The sequence below is a fragment of the Streptomyces sp. NPDC051555 genome, from assembly GCF_044454405.1.
Classification (GTDB): Bacteria; Actinomycetota; Actinomycetes; order Streptomycetales; family Streptomycetaceae; genus Streptomyces.
Genome location: NZ_JBITDP010000008.1, coordinates 127084 through 144898 on the forward strand (window position 1 = coordinate 127084; position 17815 = coordinate 144898).

Sequence of the window (17815 nt, forward strand, 5' to 3'; positions counted from 1 at the left end):
CGCGGGGCTCACGGCCGGGTGAAGGAGGCCATCACCAGACCGGGGACCGGCGAGAAGTCGGCGCCCCGGAGGAAGCCGAGGCGTTCGTACAGGGTCACGGCGGGCGCGTTCACGGCGCCGGTGGTGACCCCGACCGCGCGGCCGGGGACCACCTCCTCCAGCAGGTGGCGCAGCAGCAGCGAGCCGACGCCGCGGCGGAACCAGGCCGGGTCGACGCACAGCCGGTCGATGGAGATCGCCGCTGCCGCGGCCTCCGGCGCCGCTGCCCAGGCGAGGAACCCGGCCACCTCCCCGGCCGGTGAGAGCGCGCCGAGCCAGTTCAGCGGGCGGGAGCGCAGCTCCGCCAGGCTCTCGCGCAGCGCGGGTATGCCGTCGAAGCCGATCAGCTCGGCCTCCACCGCATAGGCGGCCCGGCCGATCCGGTACACGGCGGCGGCCGTCGCGTCGTCGGCGAGGTCCAGCGGGCGGACGAGGGGGGAGCGGGGCGGGGTGGCGTGGGTCACCCGGCCCACGGTACGTCCGTCCGGTGGGCGGGCGCCGCGAAGTAACCGTTTAGCGGCCGGGCCGTCCGGCTCGGTACGATTCAGGCGCGCAGCGTTCGCTCGCGCACCCCCTGAGTCAGGAGAGACCGGTGTCAGACGTCCGTGTGGTCATCCAACGCGATTCCGAGCGGGACGAGCGCGTGGTGGCCACGGGCACTACGGCGGCCGACCTCTTCCCCGGTGAACGCACCGTCGTCGCGGCGCGCGTCGCCGGCGAGCTGAAGGACCTCTCGTACGAGGTCGAGGACGGCGAGACCGTCGAGCCGGTGGAGATCTCCTCCGAGGACGGCCTGAACATCCTGCGCCACTCGACCGCGCACGTCATGGCGCAGGCCGTGCAGGAGCTCTTCCCCGAGGCCAAGCTGGGCATCGGCCCGCCGGTCCGGGACGGCTTCTACTACGACTTCGACGTCGCGAAGCCCTTCACCCCCGACGACCTCAAGGCCGTCGAGAAGAAGATGCAGGAGATCCAGAAGCGCGGGCAGCGCTTCGCACGCCGCGTCGTCACCGACGAGGCGGCCCGCGAGGAACTGGCGCACGAGCCGTACAAGCTGGAGCTGATCGGGCTCAAGGGTTCGGCGGCGACCTCGGACGACGGCGCGGACGTCGAGGTGGGCGGCGGCGAGCTGACCATCTACGACAACATCGACGCCAAGACCGGCGACCTGTGCTGGTCGGACCTGTGCCGCGGCCCGCACCTGCCGACCACCCGCAACATCCCGGCGTTCAAGCTGATGCGCAACGCGGCCGCCTACTGGCGCGGCAGCGAGAAGAACCCGATGCTCCAGCGCATCTACGGCACCGCGTGGCCGTCGAAGGACGAGCTGAAGGCCCACCTCGACTTCCTCGCGGAGGCCGAGAAGCGCGACCACCGCAAGCTCGGCGTCGAGCTGGACCTCTTCTCCGTCCAGGACGAGATCGGCTCCGGCCTCGCCGTCTTCCACCCGCGCGGCGGCACCATCCGCCGGGTGATGGAGGACTACTCGCGCAAGCGGCACGAGGAAGAGGGCTACGAGTTCGTCTACACCCCGCACGCCACCAAGGGCGCCCTCTTCGAGAAGAGCGGCCACCTGGACTGGTACGCGGACGGCATGTACCCCCCCATGCAGCTCGACGGTGGCATCGACTACTACCTCAAGCCCATGAACTGCCCGATGCACAACCTGATCTTCGATGCGCGCGGCCGGTCCTACCGCGAACTGCCGCTGCGCCTCTTCGAGTTCGGCACCGTGTACCGGTACGAGAAGTCGGGCGTCGTGCACGGCCTGACCCGCTCGCGCGGATTCACCCAGGACGACGCGCACATCTACTGCACCAAGGAGCAGATGGCGGAGGAGCTGGACCGGACCCTCACCTTCGTGTTGAACCTGCTGCGCGACTACGGTCTGACGGACTTCTACCTGGAGTTGTCGACCAAGGACCCGGAGAAGTTCGTCGGCTCGGACGAGGTCTGGGAAGAGGCCACCGAGACCCTGCGCCAGGTCGCCGAGAAGCAGGGCCTCCCGCTGGTCCCGGACCCGGGCGGCGCCGCGTTCTACGGCCCGAAGATCTCGGTCCAGTGCCGTGACGCCATCGGCCGCACCTGGCAGATGTCGACCGTGCAGCTCGACTTCAACCTGCCGGAGCGCTTCAACCTGGAGTACACCGGCCCCGACGGCACCAAGCAGCAGCCGGTCATGATCCACCGCGCGCTGTTCGGTTCCATCGAGCGGTTCTTCGCCGTGCTGCTGGAGCACTACGCGGGCGTCATGCCGCCGTGGCTGGCCCCGGTGCAGGCGGTCGGCATCCCGATCGGCGACGCGCACGTCGAGTACCTCCAGGAGTTCGCCGCCGAGGCGAAGAAGAAGGGCCTGCGGGTCGAGGTGGACGCCTCGTCCGACCGGATGCAGAAGAAGATCCGCAACCAGCAGAAGCTCAAGGTCCCGTTCATGATCATCGTCGGTGACGAGGACATGGCCGCGGGCACCGTCTCCTTCCGCTACCGCGACGGCTCCCAGGAGAACGGTGTGCCCAAGGCCGATGCCCTGGCGAAGCTGGTCCAGGTCGTCGAGGACCGCGTCCAGGTCTGATCCACGGCTGACGCGCGCTTGATCCACGGATGATCCGTACGGGTCGGGGCCCCCGGGAAGTGATCACTTCCCGGGGGCCTTCCTCGTCCGTCGCGGCAAGGTCATATGCTGCATCCCATGACGAGTGAGCCGGAGCAGCAGATCGGTGTCGGCACGCAGGACGCGTTCCAGCGACTGTGGACGCCCCACCGGATGGCGTACATCCAAGGGGAGAACAAGCCGACCGGCCCGGAGGCCGGGGACGGCTGTCCCTTCTGCGGGATTCCGGAGATGTCCGACGCGGACGGGCTGGTCGTGGCCCGGGGCAAGCACGTCTACGCCGTGCTGAACCTCTACCCGTACAACGGCGGACACCTCATGGTCGTCCCCTACCGGCACGTCGCCGACTACACCGAGCTGGACGGCCCCGAGACCGCCGAACTCGCCGACCTGACCAAGCGGGCCATGGTCGCGCTGCGCAAGGCCTCCGGGGCGCACGGCTTCAACATCGGGATGAACCAGGGCGCCGCCGCCGGCGCCGGCATCGCCGCGCACCTGCACCAGCACATCGTGCCGCGCTGGGGCGGGGACACGAACTTCATGCCGGTGGTCGGCCACACCAAGGTGCTGCCCCAACTCCTCGCCGACACGCGGCAGATGCTCGCCGACTCCTGGCCGGTCGACTAGATGGGCGAGCGGACCCACGAGGTCGACCACGAGCTGGTCCGGGCCGCTGCCGAGGTCGCGGCCACGCGCTGCCGGGGCGACAACCACACCATGGCCGCCGCGGCCCGCGACCGGGACGGCCGGATCGTCACGGCCGTGAACGCCTACCACTTCACCGGCGGCCCCTGCGCGGAGCTCGTCGTCATCGGCGCCGCCGCGGCCCAGGGCGCCCACGACCTGGAAACGATCGTGGCCGTCGGCGACCGGGACCGCGGGATCGTGCCGCCCTGCGGCCGCTGCCGCCAGGTCCTGCTCGACTACTTCCCGACCATCGAGGTCATCGTCATGGTGCGGGGCGAACCCCGCGCCGTCCCCATCGCCGAGCTGCTGCCCGCGAGCTACGTCTGGGCGGACCACCAGCTCGACGCCGAGGACACCGCGCCGCTCGGCGCGAGCTGACCGCGCGCCGGACCGCTTCCGGCGGGCTACCCGCTCGTCAGGACGACGAGCTGCCGGGTCGAGCGGGTCGTCGCGACGTAGCGGTCGACGGCGCCCTCGATGCCCTCGCCGAAGGCGTCCGGATCGACGAGGACGACCAGGTCGAATTCGAGTCCCTTCGACAGCTCCGGCGTCAGTGACCGCACGCGCCCCGTGGCCCGGAACGCGGGGGCGCCGATGACGCAGGCGGTCCCCTCGGCGTTCGCCGCGAGCCAGCCGTCGAGGACCGCGGCCAGCTCCGTGACGGACCCGTGGACGACGGGGATGCCGCTGCTGCGGACGGAGGTCGGCACGTTGGCGTCCGGGAGCACGGCCCGGATGGCCGGTTCCGCCTCCGCCATCACCTCTCGCGGTGTCCGGTAGTTGACGCTCAGGGACGCCACGGTGATCCGGTCGAGGCCGGCCCGCTCCAGCCGTTCCCGCCACGACCCGGTGAACCCGTGCCGCGCCTGGGCGCGGTCCCCGACGATCGTGAAGCTGCGCGACGGGCAGCGCGCCAGCAGCATCTGCCACTCGGCCCCGGTCAGCTCCTGGGCCTCGTCCACCACCACGTGCGCGAACGGTCCCAGTAGCGGATCGACCTCGCCGTCGGCCGACGCGCTCCCGTCGACCAGGGCCTCCCGCAGGTCCCGCCCGTGCAGCATGCCGAGCGCGCCCTCGTCCTCCTCGATCACGGTGTTCTGGAGCAGGCTGTCGATGGCCTCGGCCCGGCGGGCGCGTTCGGCCGCTGCGGCGGCTTCGCCCCGGCGCCTGCGCCCGGCGGCCTCCGGGTCGCCGAGCCGTGCCCGCGCCGCGTCCAGGAACGGCAGGTCGGAGAGGGTCCAGGCGCGGGCGTCCGCGCGCTGGAGCGTGCGCACGTCCTCGGGGGCGAGCCACGGCGCGCACCTGCGCAGGTACGCGGGCACCGACCACAGATCGCCGACCAGCTCGCCCGCGTCGAGCATCGGCCACGCGCGCCGCAGCGTCCCGATCAGCTCCTCGTCCTGGAGCAGCGAGCGCCGCAGCAGGTGGGGCGCGGCCCCGCTGTCGTCCTTGTCCACGAGGATCGCGAGCAGCTCCTCCAGGATCTGCTCCCGCGCCTCGTTGTGCGGGGTGCCGGGCTCGACCGCGTCGAAGGCGGCCGCCCAGTCGGCGGGGCTCAGCCAGAGGTCGGACCAGTGGGTCGAGACGGTCGTGCCCTCGGTGGGCGGCTCCTCGTACAGGCGGACGGCCGGCTCGATCGCCCCGACCAGGTCCGCGGACGCCTTCAGGCGGGCCACCGCCGGGTCCTGCTCGGCCGCGGCGGCGGCGCCCTCGGGCACGAGGTCGCGCAGGGTGCAGGTCCGTACGCCCTCCTCGCCGAGGCTGGGCAGGACGTCGGCGACGTAGGCCAGGTAGGGCTGGTGCGGGCCGACGAAGAGCACGCCGCCGCGGCGGTGTCCGAGGCGGGGGTCGGAGTAGAGGAGGTAGGCGGCGCGGTGCAGGGCGACGACGGTCTTGCCCGTACCCGGGCCGCCGTCGACGACGAGGGCGCCGCGGGAGCCGGCCCGCACGATCGCGTCCTGGTCGGCCTGGATGGTGGCGAGCACGTCGCGCATCCGGTCCGAGCGGCTGCTGCCGAGGCTTGCGATGAAGGCGGACTGGTCGTCGAGCGCGGCGCGCCCTTCGAGCCCGTCGGCGCTGAACACCTCGTCCCAGTAGTCGGTGATCCGGCCGCGGGTCCACCGGTACCGGCGGCGGCTCGCCAGTCCCATCGGGTTGCCGTGGGTGGCCGCGAAGAACGGTTCGGCCGCGGGGGAGCGCCAGTCGAGGAGCAGGCGGCGGCCGTGGCTGTCGGTGAGGCCGAGACGTCCGACGTGGACGGGCTCCGAGCCGTCCGCGGGGACGAAGTGCCCCAGGCACAGGTCGAGGCCGAAACGGCGCAGGGTGCGCAGGCGCGCGGTCAGGCGGTGGATCTCCGCGTCCCGGTCCATCGCCCCGCGGCCGATCCCGCCGGGCGCCCGGCGCGTGGCCGCGAGTTGGTCGGACAGCTCGGCGATCGTCTGGTCGAGGCTCGCGGAAATCGCGGCGAAGTGGCGTTCGTCGCCGCCGATGAGCGCCGGGTCGGCCTTGGGGCCGAGGTGGTCGGGCAGGTCGAACGCACGGGTGGTCGGGGACGGCAGCGGTCGCACGTGGCGGATCTCCCAAGTGGGGCGACAGGGGGGTAGGTGGGCGATTCTGCCCCGCCACCGGGGCCTTGCCGCAAGCCCCCCGGTGCGCTATAAGTTAGGAGTGGCAAGGAGTGGTTTCACTTCCTTGCCCTTCTTGTTTTCCGCCCCGCTTTCCCCTCGCCTTCCCCTGGTCCTCCCCTCGCTCCTGCCCCGGAACGCCGACCGCCCCGCACCGGCGGAGGCCGGTGCGGGGCGGTGCGGGACCGGCGTGGACCGGGGGCGGGTCAGGCGTCGTAGGCGTCGGCCTTGCGCGGCGAGGCGTCCTGGACCATGCCGCTCACGATCATCGAGCGGTTCGCGAAGCGGTCGGTGTCGACGCCGTTCTCGTCCAGTACGCGCATGGCGGCCGCGTGCACCGCCCGCAGCACCGGGGTGGCCGTGCGCATCGCGTCGTCGGCCATGAACCGGTGCCGCCACATCGAACCGGCCCACACGTGCCGGACGCCGAACGGCTCGGGCAGGACCAGCTTGCCGCCCAGGAAGTCGAGCAGCGGCGGGTACCAGGTGAAGGGCGCACGGACCGCGAGGCGCACCACCTCGGAGGCGTCCACGAGGGCGTGGGTGCGCTCCACGGTCTCCCAGAACCGGACGGTCTTGGCGACCTCGGTGGTCTTCGGGGCCGACTTGGTGGTGAACAGGCCGTGCACCGGGCCGAGGGAGTGGGCGGTGACGTCGACGCGCAGGGTCTTGTAGAGCACGGTCACGGTCACCATCATCGTGATCACCAACTGGCCGTCCCACAAGGGCCACTGGACCCCGAGGTAGTGCCGGTTGCCCGCGCCGAACTGCTGCTCGTTGCAGATCCGGGTGATCTCGTGCTGCTTGATGAGGAAGGCGTCGACGTCCGCGCCGGTGGGGCGGGCGACCTCCTTGGCGCCCTCGCCGACCGGGGTGACGATCCAGTGCGTGATGGACGGGGGCGGGAAGCCGCCCGTGTGCAGCGGACCGCGCTCCAGCATGCGCAGCTGGTCGTGGATCGCGCGGACCACGTCCCAACTGCGGAAGGGGTGGATCTCGGCGCCCTCCGTCTTGGGCGCGAGGTCCTCCGCCAACTGCCAGCTGCCCCAGCGGGTGCCCATGCCCAGGATGCCCTTGGGGCCGGCGTAGAAGACGGAGTTGCTGCGGCCCTCGGCGGTGAGTTTCGCGAGCTGGTGGCGCAGGTCCTCGCGGGCGGTCTCGTCGGGGTTGCCGGGGACCGCCTCGGGGATCTTGGCCCCGACGGAGGCCCCGCCGAGCAGGCCGTCCCACCGGGCGCGCATGTCCTTGGCGGCCGCCTCGGCGATCCGGGAGGCCAACAGCCACCCCACGGCCGGGGCGATGACCATCGCCCGCAGGTACAGGCCCCAGAAACCGGTGAACGGCAGCCGGAACATCAGCACCGCCACCACGAGCGCGACGCCGACGAGGAGCGCGGTGCCCATCCAGGAGGCGCGCTTGCCCGCGTTCCCGGCGAGGGACTTGCGCAACTGGAACAGGCCCAGCCACAACAGCAGTCCGGGCAGGAAGAGCACGCCGCAGACCAGCATGATCAGGCGGAGCTTGCGGTCGCGCTCCTTGCGCAGGCGCGAGGCGGCGAGGCAGTGCTCGACGACGGTCTGCGGGTCCGCGCCGAAGGACTGGATCAGCGGTTTGCGGCCGGCGCCGAGCATGCGGGCTTCGACGGCCCGGCAGAAGGCCTCGCCGAAGTTGGGCTCGAAGAGGGAGAGCTTCCCCTTCTTCACGGTGGATTCGTAGTGCTCGTTGTTGGCTTTGAGTATCTCGTCCGGCTTGCCGTCGCGGTACGCGGCGGAGGCCAGCGCGTTGGTCGCCGCGGTCTGGCCGCCACCGCCCTGGAGGGGGATCTGCGCCCCCGGCCTGAAGTCGAAACCGTCGTCCGCCACCGCTGCCCCCATCGCTGTGCTTTCGTGCGTGCCCGGTGTCCCGCTGTTCGGTGTCCCGTCACCCGATGTTCTGCCCCGCCCCGCCGAGCCTGAAAGAGCCTAGCGAGGGTCGTCCCCCGATGGTCATGGGACAGGGAAATACCGCCCTCCGCAAGCGGGTTGGGTGGGCGGTATCCCAGGTGCTATGTCAACTAGTGCCCTTTCTCGGCCTGTTCGCGCATCTTGTCCGCCAGGTGGGCCGGCATGGGCTCGTGGCGGGCGTAGCCGCGGCTGAAGCCACCGGTGCCGTGGGAGACCGAGCGCAGTTCCACGGCGTAGCGGCCGATCTCGATCTCGGGGATCTCGGCGCGCACCACGGAGCGTCCGGGGCCCGCCGGTTCGGTGCCCACGACCCGGCCGCGGCGCCCGGCGAGGTCGCTCATGACAGGGCCCACGTAGGCGTCGGGGACCAGGACGGTGAGTTCGGCGACGGGTTCGAGGAGGTGGATCTCGGCTTCGGCGGCCGCCTCGCGCAGGGCGAGCGCGCCCGCGGTCTGGAAGGCCGCGTCCGAGGAGTCCACGGAGTGCGCCTTGCCGTCGCGCAGGGTGATCCGTACGTCGACGAGCGGGTACCCGGCGGCCACGCCGCGGGCGGCCTGGGCCCGTACCCCCTTCTCGACGGAGGGGATGAACTGGCGCGGGACGGCGCCACCGACCACCTTGTCCACGAACTCGATGCCGCTGCCCGCCGGCAGCGGCTCGACGTCGATCTCGCAGATGGCGAACTGGCCGTGGCCGCCCGACTGTTTGACGTGCCGGCCGCGCCCGGTGGCCTTGGCGCCGAAGGTCTCGCGCAGGCTCACCCGGTGGGGGACGGCGTCGACCCGGACGCCGTAGCGGCTGCGCAACCGCTCCAGGGCGACCTCCTGGTGTGCCTCGCCCAGGCACCACAGGACGAGCTGGTGGGTGTGCGGGTTCTGCTCCAGCCGCATCGTGGGGTCCTCGGCGACGAGCCGGGCGAGCCCCTGGGAGAGCTTGTCCTCGTCGGCCTTGCTGTGGGCCTCGATGGCGAGGGGGAGCAGCGGGTCGGGCATCGCCCAGGGCTCCATGAGGAGCGGGCTGGCCTTGGCGGAGAGGGTGTCGCCGGTTTCGGCGTGCGTGAGTTTCGCCACGCAGGCGAGGTCGCCCGCGATGCCGTGGGTGAGGGTGCGCTGCTGCTTGCCGAAGGGGGAGGTGAGGGTGCCGACGCGCTCGTCGGCCTCGTGCAGGTCGCGGGGGGCGGCCGCCCCGTCGGCGCCGGGGAAGTGGCCGCAGACGTGCAGGGTCTCCTCGGGACGCAGGGTGCCGGAGAAGACGCGGACGAGGGAGACCCGGCCGACGTAGGGGTCGGAGGAGGTCTTGACCACCTCGGCGAGCAGCGGGCCGTCGGGGTCGCAGGTGACGGCGGGACGGGGGGCGCCGCCGGGGTCGGTGACGGCGAGGGCCGGACGTTCGAGGGGGGTCGGGAAGCCGCCCGTGATCAGTTCGAGGAGCTCGACCGTGCCGAGGCCCTGGCGGGCGCCCTCGGCGGCGGGCGCGGCCATCAGCACGGGGTGGAAGGTGCCGCGGGCGACGGCGCGCTCCAGGTCGTCGACGAGGGTCCCCAGGTCGATCTCCTCGCCGCCGAGGTAGCGGTCCATGAGGGTCTCGTCCTCGCTCTCGGCGATGATCCCCTCGATCAGGCGGGCCCGGGCATCGGTGATCAGGGCCAGCTCGGCGGGGTCGGGGTCGCGCTCGACCCGTTCGCCGGAGGTGTAGTCGTACACGCGCCGCGAGAGCAGGCCGAGCAGCCCGGCGACGGGTGCGTGGCCGTCGGGCCCGACGGGGCCGTGCAGCGGCAGGTAGAGGGGGATGACGGCGTCGGGGTCGTCGGGGCCGAAGGTCTCGCCGCAGACGGCGGCCATCCGGTCGTAGTCGGCGCGGGCGGCCTCCAGGTGGGTGACGACGATGGCGCGGGGCATCCCGACGGCCGCGCACTCGTCCCACACCATCCGGGTCGCGCCGGACAGGCCGGCGCCGTCGCCGCCGTCCGCGGCGCCCTCGGCGGCCGAGACGACGAAGAGGGCCGCGTCCGCGGCGCGCAGACCGGCCCTGAGTTCTCCGACGAAGTCGGCGTATCCGGGGGTGTCCAGGATGTTGATCTTGATGCCGCCCCAGGCGACGGGGACGAGCGAGAGCTGGACCGAGCGCTGGCGCCGGTGCTCGATCTCGTCGTAGTCGGAGACGGTCGCGCCGTCCTCGACCCGGCCCGCCCGGCCGACGGCTCCGGCGGTCAGGGCGAGGGCTTCGACCAGGGTGGTCTTCCCGGCTCCACTGTGGCCGACCAGCACCACATTGCGTATCGCAGAGGGGCGGTCGGCCGTCAGTGCCCTGCCGGCGGCCCCGGATTGCGTCTTGTCACCCATGATTCTCGTGCCTCCCGGTACAACGGTGAGGTGGGATCCTTCGAGCTTTGCACTGGCGTCACACTGCGTCCATACGTCGTACCCGGCCACCCCCGGTCGGGCGCCTCCGTGGCGCGATCCGGGTATTGCCGGAGCCCCACGGTGGGTGCGCGGCGGTGCGGGCCCCGGGCGCTGGCTACGATGGGCCAGCCGGTGGCCGTGGTGGCCGTGCGGCCCAGCGACCCCCTGGGAAGGCCATGCTGAACAAGTACGCGCGTGCATTCTTTACGCGTGTCCTCACACCGTTCGCCGCGTTTCTGCTCCGTCGGGGGGTGAGCCCGGACGCGGTCACCCTGATCGGCACGGCCGGAGTGATGGCCGGAGCGCTGGTCTTCTTCCCACGGGGAGAGTTCTTCTGGGGCACGATCACGATCACCCTCTTCGTGTTCTCCGACCTGGTCGACGGGAACATGGCGCGCCAGGCCGGGGTCTCCAGCCGGTGGGGCGCGTTCCTGGACTCGACGCTGGACCGGGTGGCGGACTCCGCGATCTTCGGTGGCCTGGCGCTCTGGTACGCCGGATCGGGCCACGACAACATGCTGTGCGCCGTGGCCATCTTCTGCCTGGCGAGCGGCCAGGTGGTCTCGTACACGAAGGCCCGGGGCGAGGCGATCGGCCTGCCGGTGGCCGTCAACGGGCTGGTCGAGCGCGCCGAGCGCCTGGTGATCACGCTGGTCGCGGCCGGCCTGTCGGGCCTGGAGACCTTCGGCGTGCCCTCCTGGATCGGCGTGCTGCTGCCCGTCGCGCTGTGGGTGGTCGCGGTCGGCTCGCTGGTGACGCTGATCCAGCGGGTGGTGACCGTGCGCCGCGAGGCGGCGGAGGCCGACGCGGCCGCTGCCGCCGCCGAGGGCGGCGCCGCCTGATGGGCGCGTTGGCGGACCGTCTGACGGACGGGGCCTTCGGGCTCGGCTGGGCCGCGGTCAAGAAACTGCCGGAACCGACGGCGGCGGCGCTCGGCCGCACGATCGCGGACCGCACCTGGAAGCGCCGCGGCAAGAGCGTGCGGCGGCTGGAGGCGAACCTGGCCCGGGTGGTGCCCGGGGCCGGGCCGGAGCGGCTGCGGGAACTCTCCCGGGCGGGCATGCGCTCGTACATGCGCTACTGGATGGAATCCTTCCGGCTGCCCGCCATGAACAAGGAACGGTTCGGCAAGGAAGTCGTCATGACCGACGAGCAGGTCCTGCTCGACGGCATGGCCGCCGGCCGCGGCGTGATCATCGCGCTGCCGCACCTGGCCAACTGGGACCTCGCCGGGGCCTGGGTCACCAGTCACCACGGCATCCCGTTCACCACGGTCGCGGAACGCCTCAAGCCGGAGAGCCTGTACGACCGGTTCGTGGCCTACCGCGAGAGCCTCGGCATGGAGGTGCTGCCGCACAGTGGCGGCGCCGCCTTCGGGACCCTCGCCCGCCGGCTGCGCTCCGGCGGACTGATCTGCCTGGTCGCCGACCGGGACCTGTCCTCCTCCGGCGTCGAGGTGGACTTCTTCGGGTCCACGGCGCGGATGCCCGCCGGTCCCGCGCTGCTCGCCCAGCAGACCGGCGCCCTGCTGGTGCCCGTGACCCTCTGGTACGAGGACGCTCCGGTGATGCGGGGCCGCTTCCACCCGCCGGTGTCCGAACCGCGGACCGGCACCCGGGACGAGAAGACGGCGGCGATGACCCAGGCGGTGGCCGATGCCTTCGCCGCCGGGATCGCCGAGCACCCCGAGGACTGGCACATGCTGCAGCGGCTGTGGCTGGAGGACCTGGAACCCCGGGAGCCGCTGGCTTCCACGGACCGTCGGGAGGGCTCCGGATGAAGATCGGCATCGTGTGCCCGTACTCCTGGGACGTCCCCGGCGGCGTCCAGTTCCACATCCGTGACCTGGCGGAACACCTGATCGAGCGCGGTCACCAGGTGTCGGTGCTCGCCCCGGCGGAGGAGGACACCCCGCTGCCGCCGTACGTGGTCTCGGCGGGCCGCGCGGTGCCGGTGCCCTACAACGGCTCGGTGGCCCGGCTGAACTTCGGCTTCATCTCGGCCGCGCGGGTGCGCCGCTGGCTGCACGAGGGCACCTTCGACGTCATCCACATCCACGAGCCGACCTCCCCCTCGCTCGGCCTGCTCGCCTGCTGGGCGGCCCAGGGCCCGATCGTGGCCACCTTCCACACCTCGAACCCGCGCTCGCGCGCCATGATCGCCGCGTACCCCATCCTCCAGCCCGCGCTGGAGAAGATCAGCGCGCGGATCGCGGTGAGCGAGTACGCCCGGCGCACGCTGGTGGAACACCTCGGCGGGGACGCCGTCGTCATCCCCAACGGCGTCGACGTCGACTTCTTCGCCGCCGCCGAAGCGAAGCCCGAGTGGCAGGGCGGCACGCTCGGCTTCATCGGCCGCATCGACGAACCGCGCAAGGGGATGCCGGTGCTGATGGCCGCCTTCCCGAAGATCGTGGCGGCCTGCCCGGACGTGCGGCTGCTGGTCGCGGGCCGCGGTGACGAGGAGGAGGCGGTGGCCTCGCTGCCGCCCGCCCTGCGCGAGCGCGTGGAGTTCCTCGGCATGGTCTCCGACGAGGACAAGGCGCGGCTGCTGCGCAGCGTCGACGTGTACGTCGCCCCCAACACCGGCGGCGAGAGCTTCGGGATCATCCTGGTCGAGGCGCTCTCCGCCGGCGCCCCGGTGCTGGCCTCGGACCTGGACGCCTTCGCCCAGGTCCTGGACAAGGGGGCGGCGGGGGAGCTGTTCGCCAACGAGGACGCCGACGCCCTGGCCGCGGGCGCCATCGCGCTGCTGCGCGATCCCGAGCGGCGGGCCGGGCTCAGCGCCCGGGGCTCCGCCCACGTGCGGCGCTTCGACTGGTCTACGGTCGGGGCGGACGTCCTGGCGGTGTACGAGACGGTCGCGGACGGCGCGGCCTCGGTGGCCACGGACGAACGGGTCGGACTGCGCGCCCGGCTCGGCCTGACCCGCGGCGCCACCCCGTCCTCCTTCTCCGAACCCTCCTGAGGGCCGGCGCCCCGGGCATGGCCGGGGCGCCCCGGCGTCCTCCCGTACGCCGTCGGATCCGCTGAAACCGTCGCGGTCGCGGCGGCGGCGGGGGCGCGCGGGGAGCGGCCCGCGGGGAGGTAAAGTCGCCGCCCGTGATCGAAACCCTCGTATGGATCGCCCTGGCGCTCGGCGCCATCGGGGTCTACCTCAGCTGGACCGCCGGCCGGCTCGACCGCCTGCACTCGCGGATGGACGCCGCCCGGGCCGCGCTCGACGCACAGCTCGTGCGCCGGGCCTCGGTGGTCCTGGAGGTGGCCACCTCCGGCGTACTGGACCCGGCGTCCTCCCTCGTGCTCTACGAGGCCGCGCACGCCGCCCGCCAGGTGGAGGAGGAGCACCGCGAGGTGGCCGAAAGTGAACTGTCCCAGGCCCTGCGCGCGGTCTTCGCGGACGCCGACCAGGTCGAGGAACTCAAGCGGGCCCCCGGCGGCGAGGTCGCCGCGGAGGAGCTGGCGGCCGCCGTGCGCAGGGTTCCGATGGCCCGGCGCTTCCACAACGACGCCGTCCGTGCCGCTCGCGCGCTGCGCCGGCACCGCAAGGTCCGCTGGTTCCGGTTGGCCGGACACGCACCCTTCCCGCTCGCCTTCGAAATGGACGACGAGCCCCCGGCCCACCTCGCCGACCGCCCCTGACCGGCCCTGGGCCGACCGGGCGGTGCAGGCCACCGCCTGCCCATTGGCCCTTGCAGTGGACTGGTCCGGAGGGTTTGCTCAGTGCAGTACCCGTCTTCCTTCGAGTGAGGTCCTCCGTGAGCACGCTTTCCACCCCTTCGCAGAACCCCGAGATCGGCACCTCTCGCGTCAAGCGCGGCATGGCCGAGCAGCTCAAGGGCGGCGTGATCATGGACGTGGTCAACGCCGAGCAGGCGAAGATCGCCGAGGACGCGGGCGCCGTGGCCGTCATGGCCCTGGAGCGGGTCCCGGCCGACATCCGCAAGGACGGCGGGGTCGCCCGCATGTCCGACCCGAACATGATCGAAGAGATCATCGAGGCCGTCTCCATCCCGGTCATGGCGAAGTCGCGCATCGGCCACTTCGTCGAGGCCCAGGTTCTCCAGTCCCTCGGTGTCGACTACATCGACGAGTCCGAGGTCCTGACCCCGGCCGACGAGGTCAACCACAGCGACAAGTTCGCCTTCACCACCCCCTTCGTCTGTGGCGCCACCAACCTGGGCGAGGCCCTGCGCCGCATCGCCGAGGGCGCGGCCATGATCCGCTCCAAGGGCGAGGCCGGCACCGGCAACGTCGTCGAGGCCGTCCGCCACCTGCGCCAGATCAAGAACGAGATCGCCAAGCTGCGCGGCTTCGACAACAACGAGCTGTACGCCGCCGCCAAGGACCTGCGCGCCCCGTACGAGCTGGTCAAGGAGGTCGCCGAGCTCGGCAAGCTCCCCGTGGTGCTGTTCTCGGCCGGTGGCGTCGCCACCCCCGCCGACGCCGCGCTGATGCGCCAGCTCGGCGCCGAGGGCGTCTTCGTCGGCTCCGGCATCTTCAAGTCGGGCGACCCGGCCAAGCGCGCCGCCGCCATCGTGAAGGCCACCACCTTCTACGACGACCCGAAGATCATCGCGGACGCTTCCCGCAACCTGGGCGAGGCCATGGTCGGCATCAACTGCGACACCCTGCCCGAGGCCGAGCGCTACGCCAACCGCGGCTGGTAAGGCACTCCACCCATGAACAATCCCCCGATCATCGGCGTCCTGGCACTCCAGGGCGACGTACGGGAACACCTGATCGCCCTGGCCTCGGCGGACGCCGTGGCCAGGCCGGTCCGGCGTCCCGAGGAGCTCGCCGAGGTCGACGCCCTGGTGATCCCCGGCGGCGAGTCGACGACCATGTCGAAGCTCGCCGTGCTCTTCGGCATGCTGGAGCCGCTGCGCGAGCGCGTGCGGTCCGGGATGCCGGTCTACGGCACCTGCGCGGGCATGATCATGCTCGCCGACAAGCTGCTCGGAGGCCGTGACGACCAGGAGACGCTGGGCGGGATCGACATGATCGTCCGCCGCAACGCCTTCGGCCGTCAGAACGAGTCCTTCGAGGCCTCCATCGACTTCGCCGGCATAGCGGGCGGCCCGGTCGAGGGCGTCTTCATCCGGGCGCCCTGGGTCGAGTCGGTCGGCGCGGCCGTCGAGGTGCTCGCGACGTACGACGGCCACACCGTCGCCGTGCGGCAGGGCAACGTACTGGCCACGTCGTTCCACCCGGAGCTCACCGGAGACCACCGGGTGCACGCCTACTTCGTGGACATGGTGCGCGCGGGGTCCTGATCCGCTCCCGGGAGGAGTCCCGGTAGGATCTGTGGCGAACACCGTTGGTTACGCGAAGGAGACAGGCAGATGTCCGGCCACTCTAAATGGGCTACGACGAAGCACAAGAAGGCCGTGATCGATGCCAAGCGCGGCAAGCTCTTCGCGAAGCTGATCAAGAACATCGAGGTCGCGGCGCGCACGGGTGGCGCTGACCTCGACGGCAACCCGACGCTCTTCGACGCCGTGCAGAAGGCGAAGAAGAGCTCCGTCCCGAACAAGAACATCGACTCCGCGCTCAAGCGCGGTGCCGGTCTCGAAGCGGGCGGCGCCGACTACGAAACGATCATGTACGAAGGCTACGGCCCGAACGGTGTCGCGGTGCTCATCGAGTGCCTCACCGACAACCGCAACCGTGCCGCATCCGACGTGCGCGTCGCCATGACCCGCAACGGCGGCTCCATGGCCGACCCGGGTTCGGTCTCCTACCTGTTCAACCGCAAGGGCGTCGTCCTGCTGCCCAAGGGCGAGCTGAGCGAGGACGACGTCCTCGACGCGGTCCTCGACGCGGGTGCCGAAGAGGTCAACGACCTCGGCGAGCAGTTCGAGATCGTCAGCGAGGCCACCGACCTGGTCGCGGTCCGCACCGCGCTCCAGAGCGCCGGCATCGACTACGACTCGGCCGACTCGAACTTCCTGCCGACCATGCAGGTCGAGCTGGACGAGGACGGCGCGCGCAAGATCTTCAAGCTGATCGACGCGCTGGAGGACAGCGACGACGTGCAGAACGTCTTCGCCAACTTCGACGTCAGCGACGAGGTCATGGAGAAGATCGACGCCTGATCGGCGCCGATCACCAGCACGCACGACGGGCCGTCGGGGACTCCCCGACGGCCCGTCGGCGTTCGCGCGCCCGGCGCGCCCCCGATGTCGGTGGCGCCCGATAGCCTGCACGAACGGACGGACGAAGGAGGGGCCAGTGCGCGTGCTCGGGGTGGACCCCGGCCTGACCCGGTGCGGCGTGGGCGTGGTCGAGGGGGTCGCGGGCCGACCGCTGACCATGCGCGGCGTGGGTGTCGTACGGACCCCGCCGGACGCGGACATCGGCCACCGGCTGGTCGCGATCGAGGTCGGACTCGAAGCCTGGCTCGACGAGCACCGGCCCGACGTGGTCGCCGTCGAGCGCGTCTTCAGCCAGCACAACGTCAGCACCGTCATGGGGACCGCTCAGGCCAGCGCGGTGGCCATGCTGTGCGCCGCCCGCCGCGGACTGCCCGTGGTCCTGCACACGCCCAGTGAGGTCAAGGCCGCCGTCACCGGCAGCGGCCGCGCCGACAAGGCCCAGGTCGGGGCCATGGTGACCCGGCTGCTACGGCTCGACGCACCCCCCAAGCCCGCGGACGCGGCCGACGCCCTCGCCCTCGCCATCTGCCACATCTGGCGCGCCCCCGCCCAGAACCGGCTCCAGCAGGCAGTGGCCCTGCACGCCGCGACGCGCGCCTCGAATGCCACCGCCGCGACCCGTGGCGCCGGCACCGCTCCGCCCGCTCCGTCCGCTCAGAAAGCCCTGAAAGGCCGTAACCGATGATCGCCTTCGTCAGCGGAGCCGTCGCCGCGCTCGCCCCCACCACGGCCGTCATCGAGGTCGGCGGCGTGGGCATGGCGGTGCACTGCACGCCGCACACCATCGCCGGACTGCGGCTGGGCCAGGAGGCGAAGCTGGCGACCTCCCTGGTCGTCCGGGAGGACTCGCTCACCCTGTACGGCTTCGCGGACGACGACGAGCGCCAGGTCTTCGAGCTGCTCCAGACCGCGAGCGGGGTCGGCCCGCGCCTCGCCCAGGCCATGCTCGGCGTGCACAGCCCGGACGCGCTGCGCCTCGCGGTCTCCACCGGGGACGAGAAGTCCCTGACGGCGGTGCCCGGCATCGGCAAGAAGGGCGCCCAGAAGCTGCTCCTGGAGCTGAAGGACAAGCTCGGCCTGCCGCTCGGCACGGGCGCCCTGGTCGGGGCGCAACGGGCCGCGGCGGCCGCCGGCCCGGCTCCCTGGACGGAGCAGCTCCAGGCCGCCCTGATCGGTCTCGGCTACGCCTCCCGCGAGGCGGACGAGGCGGTCTCCGCGGTGACCCCGCAGGCCGAGGCCGCCCTGGCCGCCGGTGGCCCGGCCCCCGTGCCGCAGCTGCTGCGCGCCGCCCTGCAGACCCTGAACCGCGCCCGCTGAGCGCCCGTACGCGCCGCGCGAACCGCACAGACCGA

16 protein-coding genes are annotated in these 17815 nt (G+C 72.2%); 12 read left to right on the top strand and 4 right to left on the bottom strand.

Going from position 1 to position 17815, the window contains the following annotated elements; genetic code table 11:
* Positions 1-8: 8 nt before the first annotated feature.
* Entirely contained in the window at positions 9-503 is a 495-nt protein-coding gene (locus ACIBEA_RS18735) for a GNAT family N-acetyltransferase (protein ID WP_399262185.1), read from the bottom strand.
* A gap of 128 nt (positions 504-631) precedes the next feature.
* On the opposite strand from ACIBEA_RS18735, the gene thrS reads away from it, so the two are divergent.
* From thrS to ACIBEA_RS18750, 3 genes are all read left to right on the top strand, one after another.
* Positions 632-2611 carry a threonine--tRNA ligase gene (thrS, locus tag ACIBEA_RS18740; protein ID WP_399262187.1) on the top strand — a complete coding sequence of 660 codons (1980 nt, stop codon included), beginning with the start codon at positions 632-634 and terminating at the stop codon, positions 2609-2611.
* 105 nt (positions 2612-2716) lie between these two features.
* A complete protein-coding gene (locus tag ACIBEA_RS18745; RefSeq protein ID WP_385784295.1) occupies positions 2717-3277 on the top strand; it encodes an HIT family protein in 561 nt (186 codons plus the stop codon).
* Entirely contained in the window at positions 3278-3715 is a 438-nt protein-coding gene (locus tag ACIBEA_RS18750; RefSeq protein ID WP_399262190.1) for a cytidine deaminase family protein, read from the top strand.
* A gap of 26 nt (positions 3716-3741) precedes the next feature.
* On the opposite strand, the gene helR is transcribed toward ACIBEA_RS18750, so the two are convergent.
* The 3 genes from helR to ACIBEA_RS18765 form a co-directional block, all read right to left on the bottom strand.
* Positions 3742-5895 carry an RNA polymerase recycling motor ATPase HelR gene (helR, locus tag ACIBEA_RS18755; RefSeq protein ID WP_399262485.1) on the bottom strand — a complete coding sequence of 718 codons (2154 nt, stop codon included), beginning with the start codon at positions 5893-5895 and terminating at the stop codon, positions 3742-3744.
* Between the two features lie 272 nt (positions 5896-6167).
* Entirely contained in the window at positions 6168-7823 is a 1656-nt protein-coding gene (locus tag ACIBEA_RS18760) for a hypothetical protein (RefSeq protein WP_399262192.1), read from the bottom strand.
* Positions 7824-8014: 191 nt separating this feature from the next.
* On the bottom strand, positions 8015-10246 hold the full coding sequence (locus ACIBEA_RS18765; RefSeq protein WP_399262195.1) for an elongation factor G-like protein EF-G2: 2232 nt from the start codon (positions 10244-10246) through the stop codon (positions 8015-8017).
* Positions 10247-10482: 236 nt separating this feature from the next.
* Between ACIBEA_RS18765 and pgsA the strand changes: the two genes are divergently transcribed.
* The 9 genes from pgsA (at position 10483) to ruvA (ending at position 17780) form a co-directional block, all read left to right on the top strand.
* Positions 10483-11148, top strand: a complete 666-nt coding sequence (gene pgsA / locus ACIBEA_RS18770; RefSeq protein ID WP_385784305.1) for a phosphatidylinositol phosphate synthase — start codon at positions 10483-10485, stop codon at positions 11146-11148.
* Positions 11148-12086, top strand: a complete 939-nt coding sequence (locus tag ACIBEA_RS18775) for a phosphatidylinositol mannoside acyltransferase (protein ID WP_399262198.1) — start codon at positions 11148-11150, stop codon at positions 12084-12086. Before pgsA ends, ACIBEA_RS18775 begins: the two co-directional genes overlap by 1 nt.
* Positions 12083-13273, top strand: coding sequence for a glycosyltransferase family 4 protein (locus ACIBEA_RS18780; RefSeq protein WP_399262200.1), 1191 nt, complete (start codon positions 12083-12085; stop codon positions 13271-13273). The genes ACIBEA_RS18775 and ACIBEA_RS18780 overlap by 4 nt, the downstream gene beginning before the upstream one ends.
* A 134-nt stretch (positions 13274-13407) precedes the next feature.
* Positions 13408-13947, top strand: a complete 540-nt coding sequence (locus ACIBEA_RS18785) for a hypothetical protein (protein WP_385784314.1) — start codon at positions 13408-13410, stop codon at positions 13945-13947.
* A gap of 116 nt (positions 13948-14063) precedes the next feature.
* Entirely contained in the window at positions 14064-14975 is a 912-nt protein-coding gene (pdxS, locus tag ACIBEA_RS18790; protein WP_354382566.1) for a pyridoxal 5'-phosphate synthase lyase subunit PdxS, read from the top strand.
* A gap of 12 nt (positions 14976-14987) precedes the next feature.
* Entirely contained in the window at positions 14988-15581 is a 594-nt protein-coding gene (gene pdxT / locus ACIBEA_RS18795; protein ID WP_399262204.1) for a pyridoxal 5'-phosphate synthase glutaminase subunit PdxT, read from the top strand.
* 69 nt (positions 15582-15650) lie between these two features.
* Entirely contained in the window at positions 15651-16403 is a 753-nt protein-coding gene (locus tag ACIBEA_RS18800) for a YebC/PmpR family DNA-binding transcriptional regulator (RefSeq protein ID WP_399262207.1), read from the top strand.
* Between the two features lie 136 nt (positions 16404-16539).
* On the top strand, positions 16540-17148 hold the full coding sequence (gene ruvC, locus ACIBEA_RS18805) for a crossover junction endodeoxyribonuclease RuvC (protein WP_399262209.1): 609 nt from the start codon (positions 16540-16542) through the stop codon (positions 17146-17148).
* Entirely contained in the window at positions 17145-17780 is a 636-nt protein-coding gene (gene ruvA / locus ACIBEA_RS18810) for a Holliday junction branch migration protein RuvA (protein ID WP_399262211.1), read from the top strand. Before ruvC ends, ruvA begins: the two co-directional genes overlap by 4 nt.
* Positions 17781-17815 lie beyond the last annotated feature (35 nt).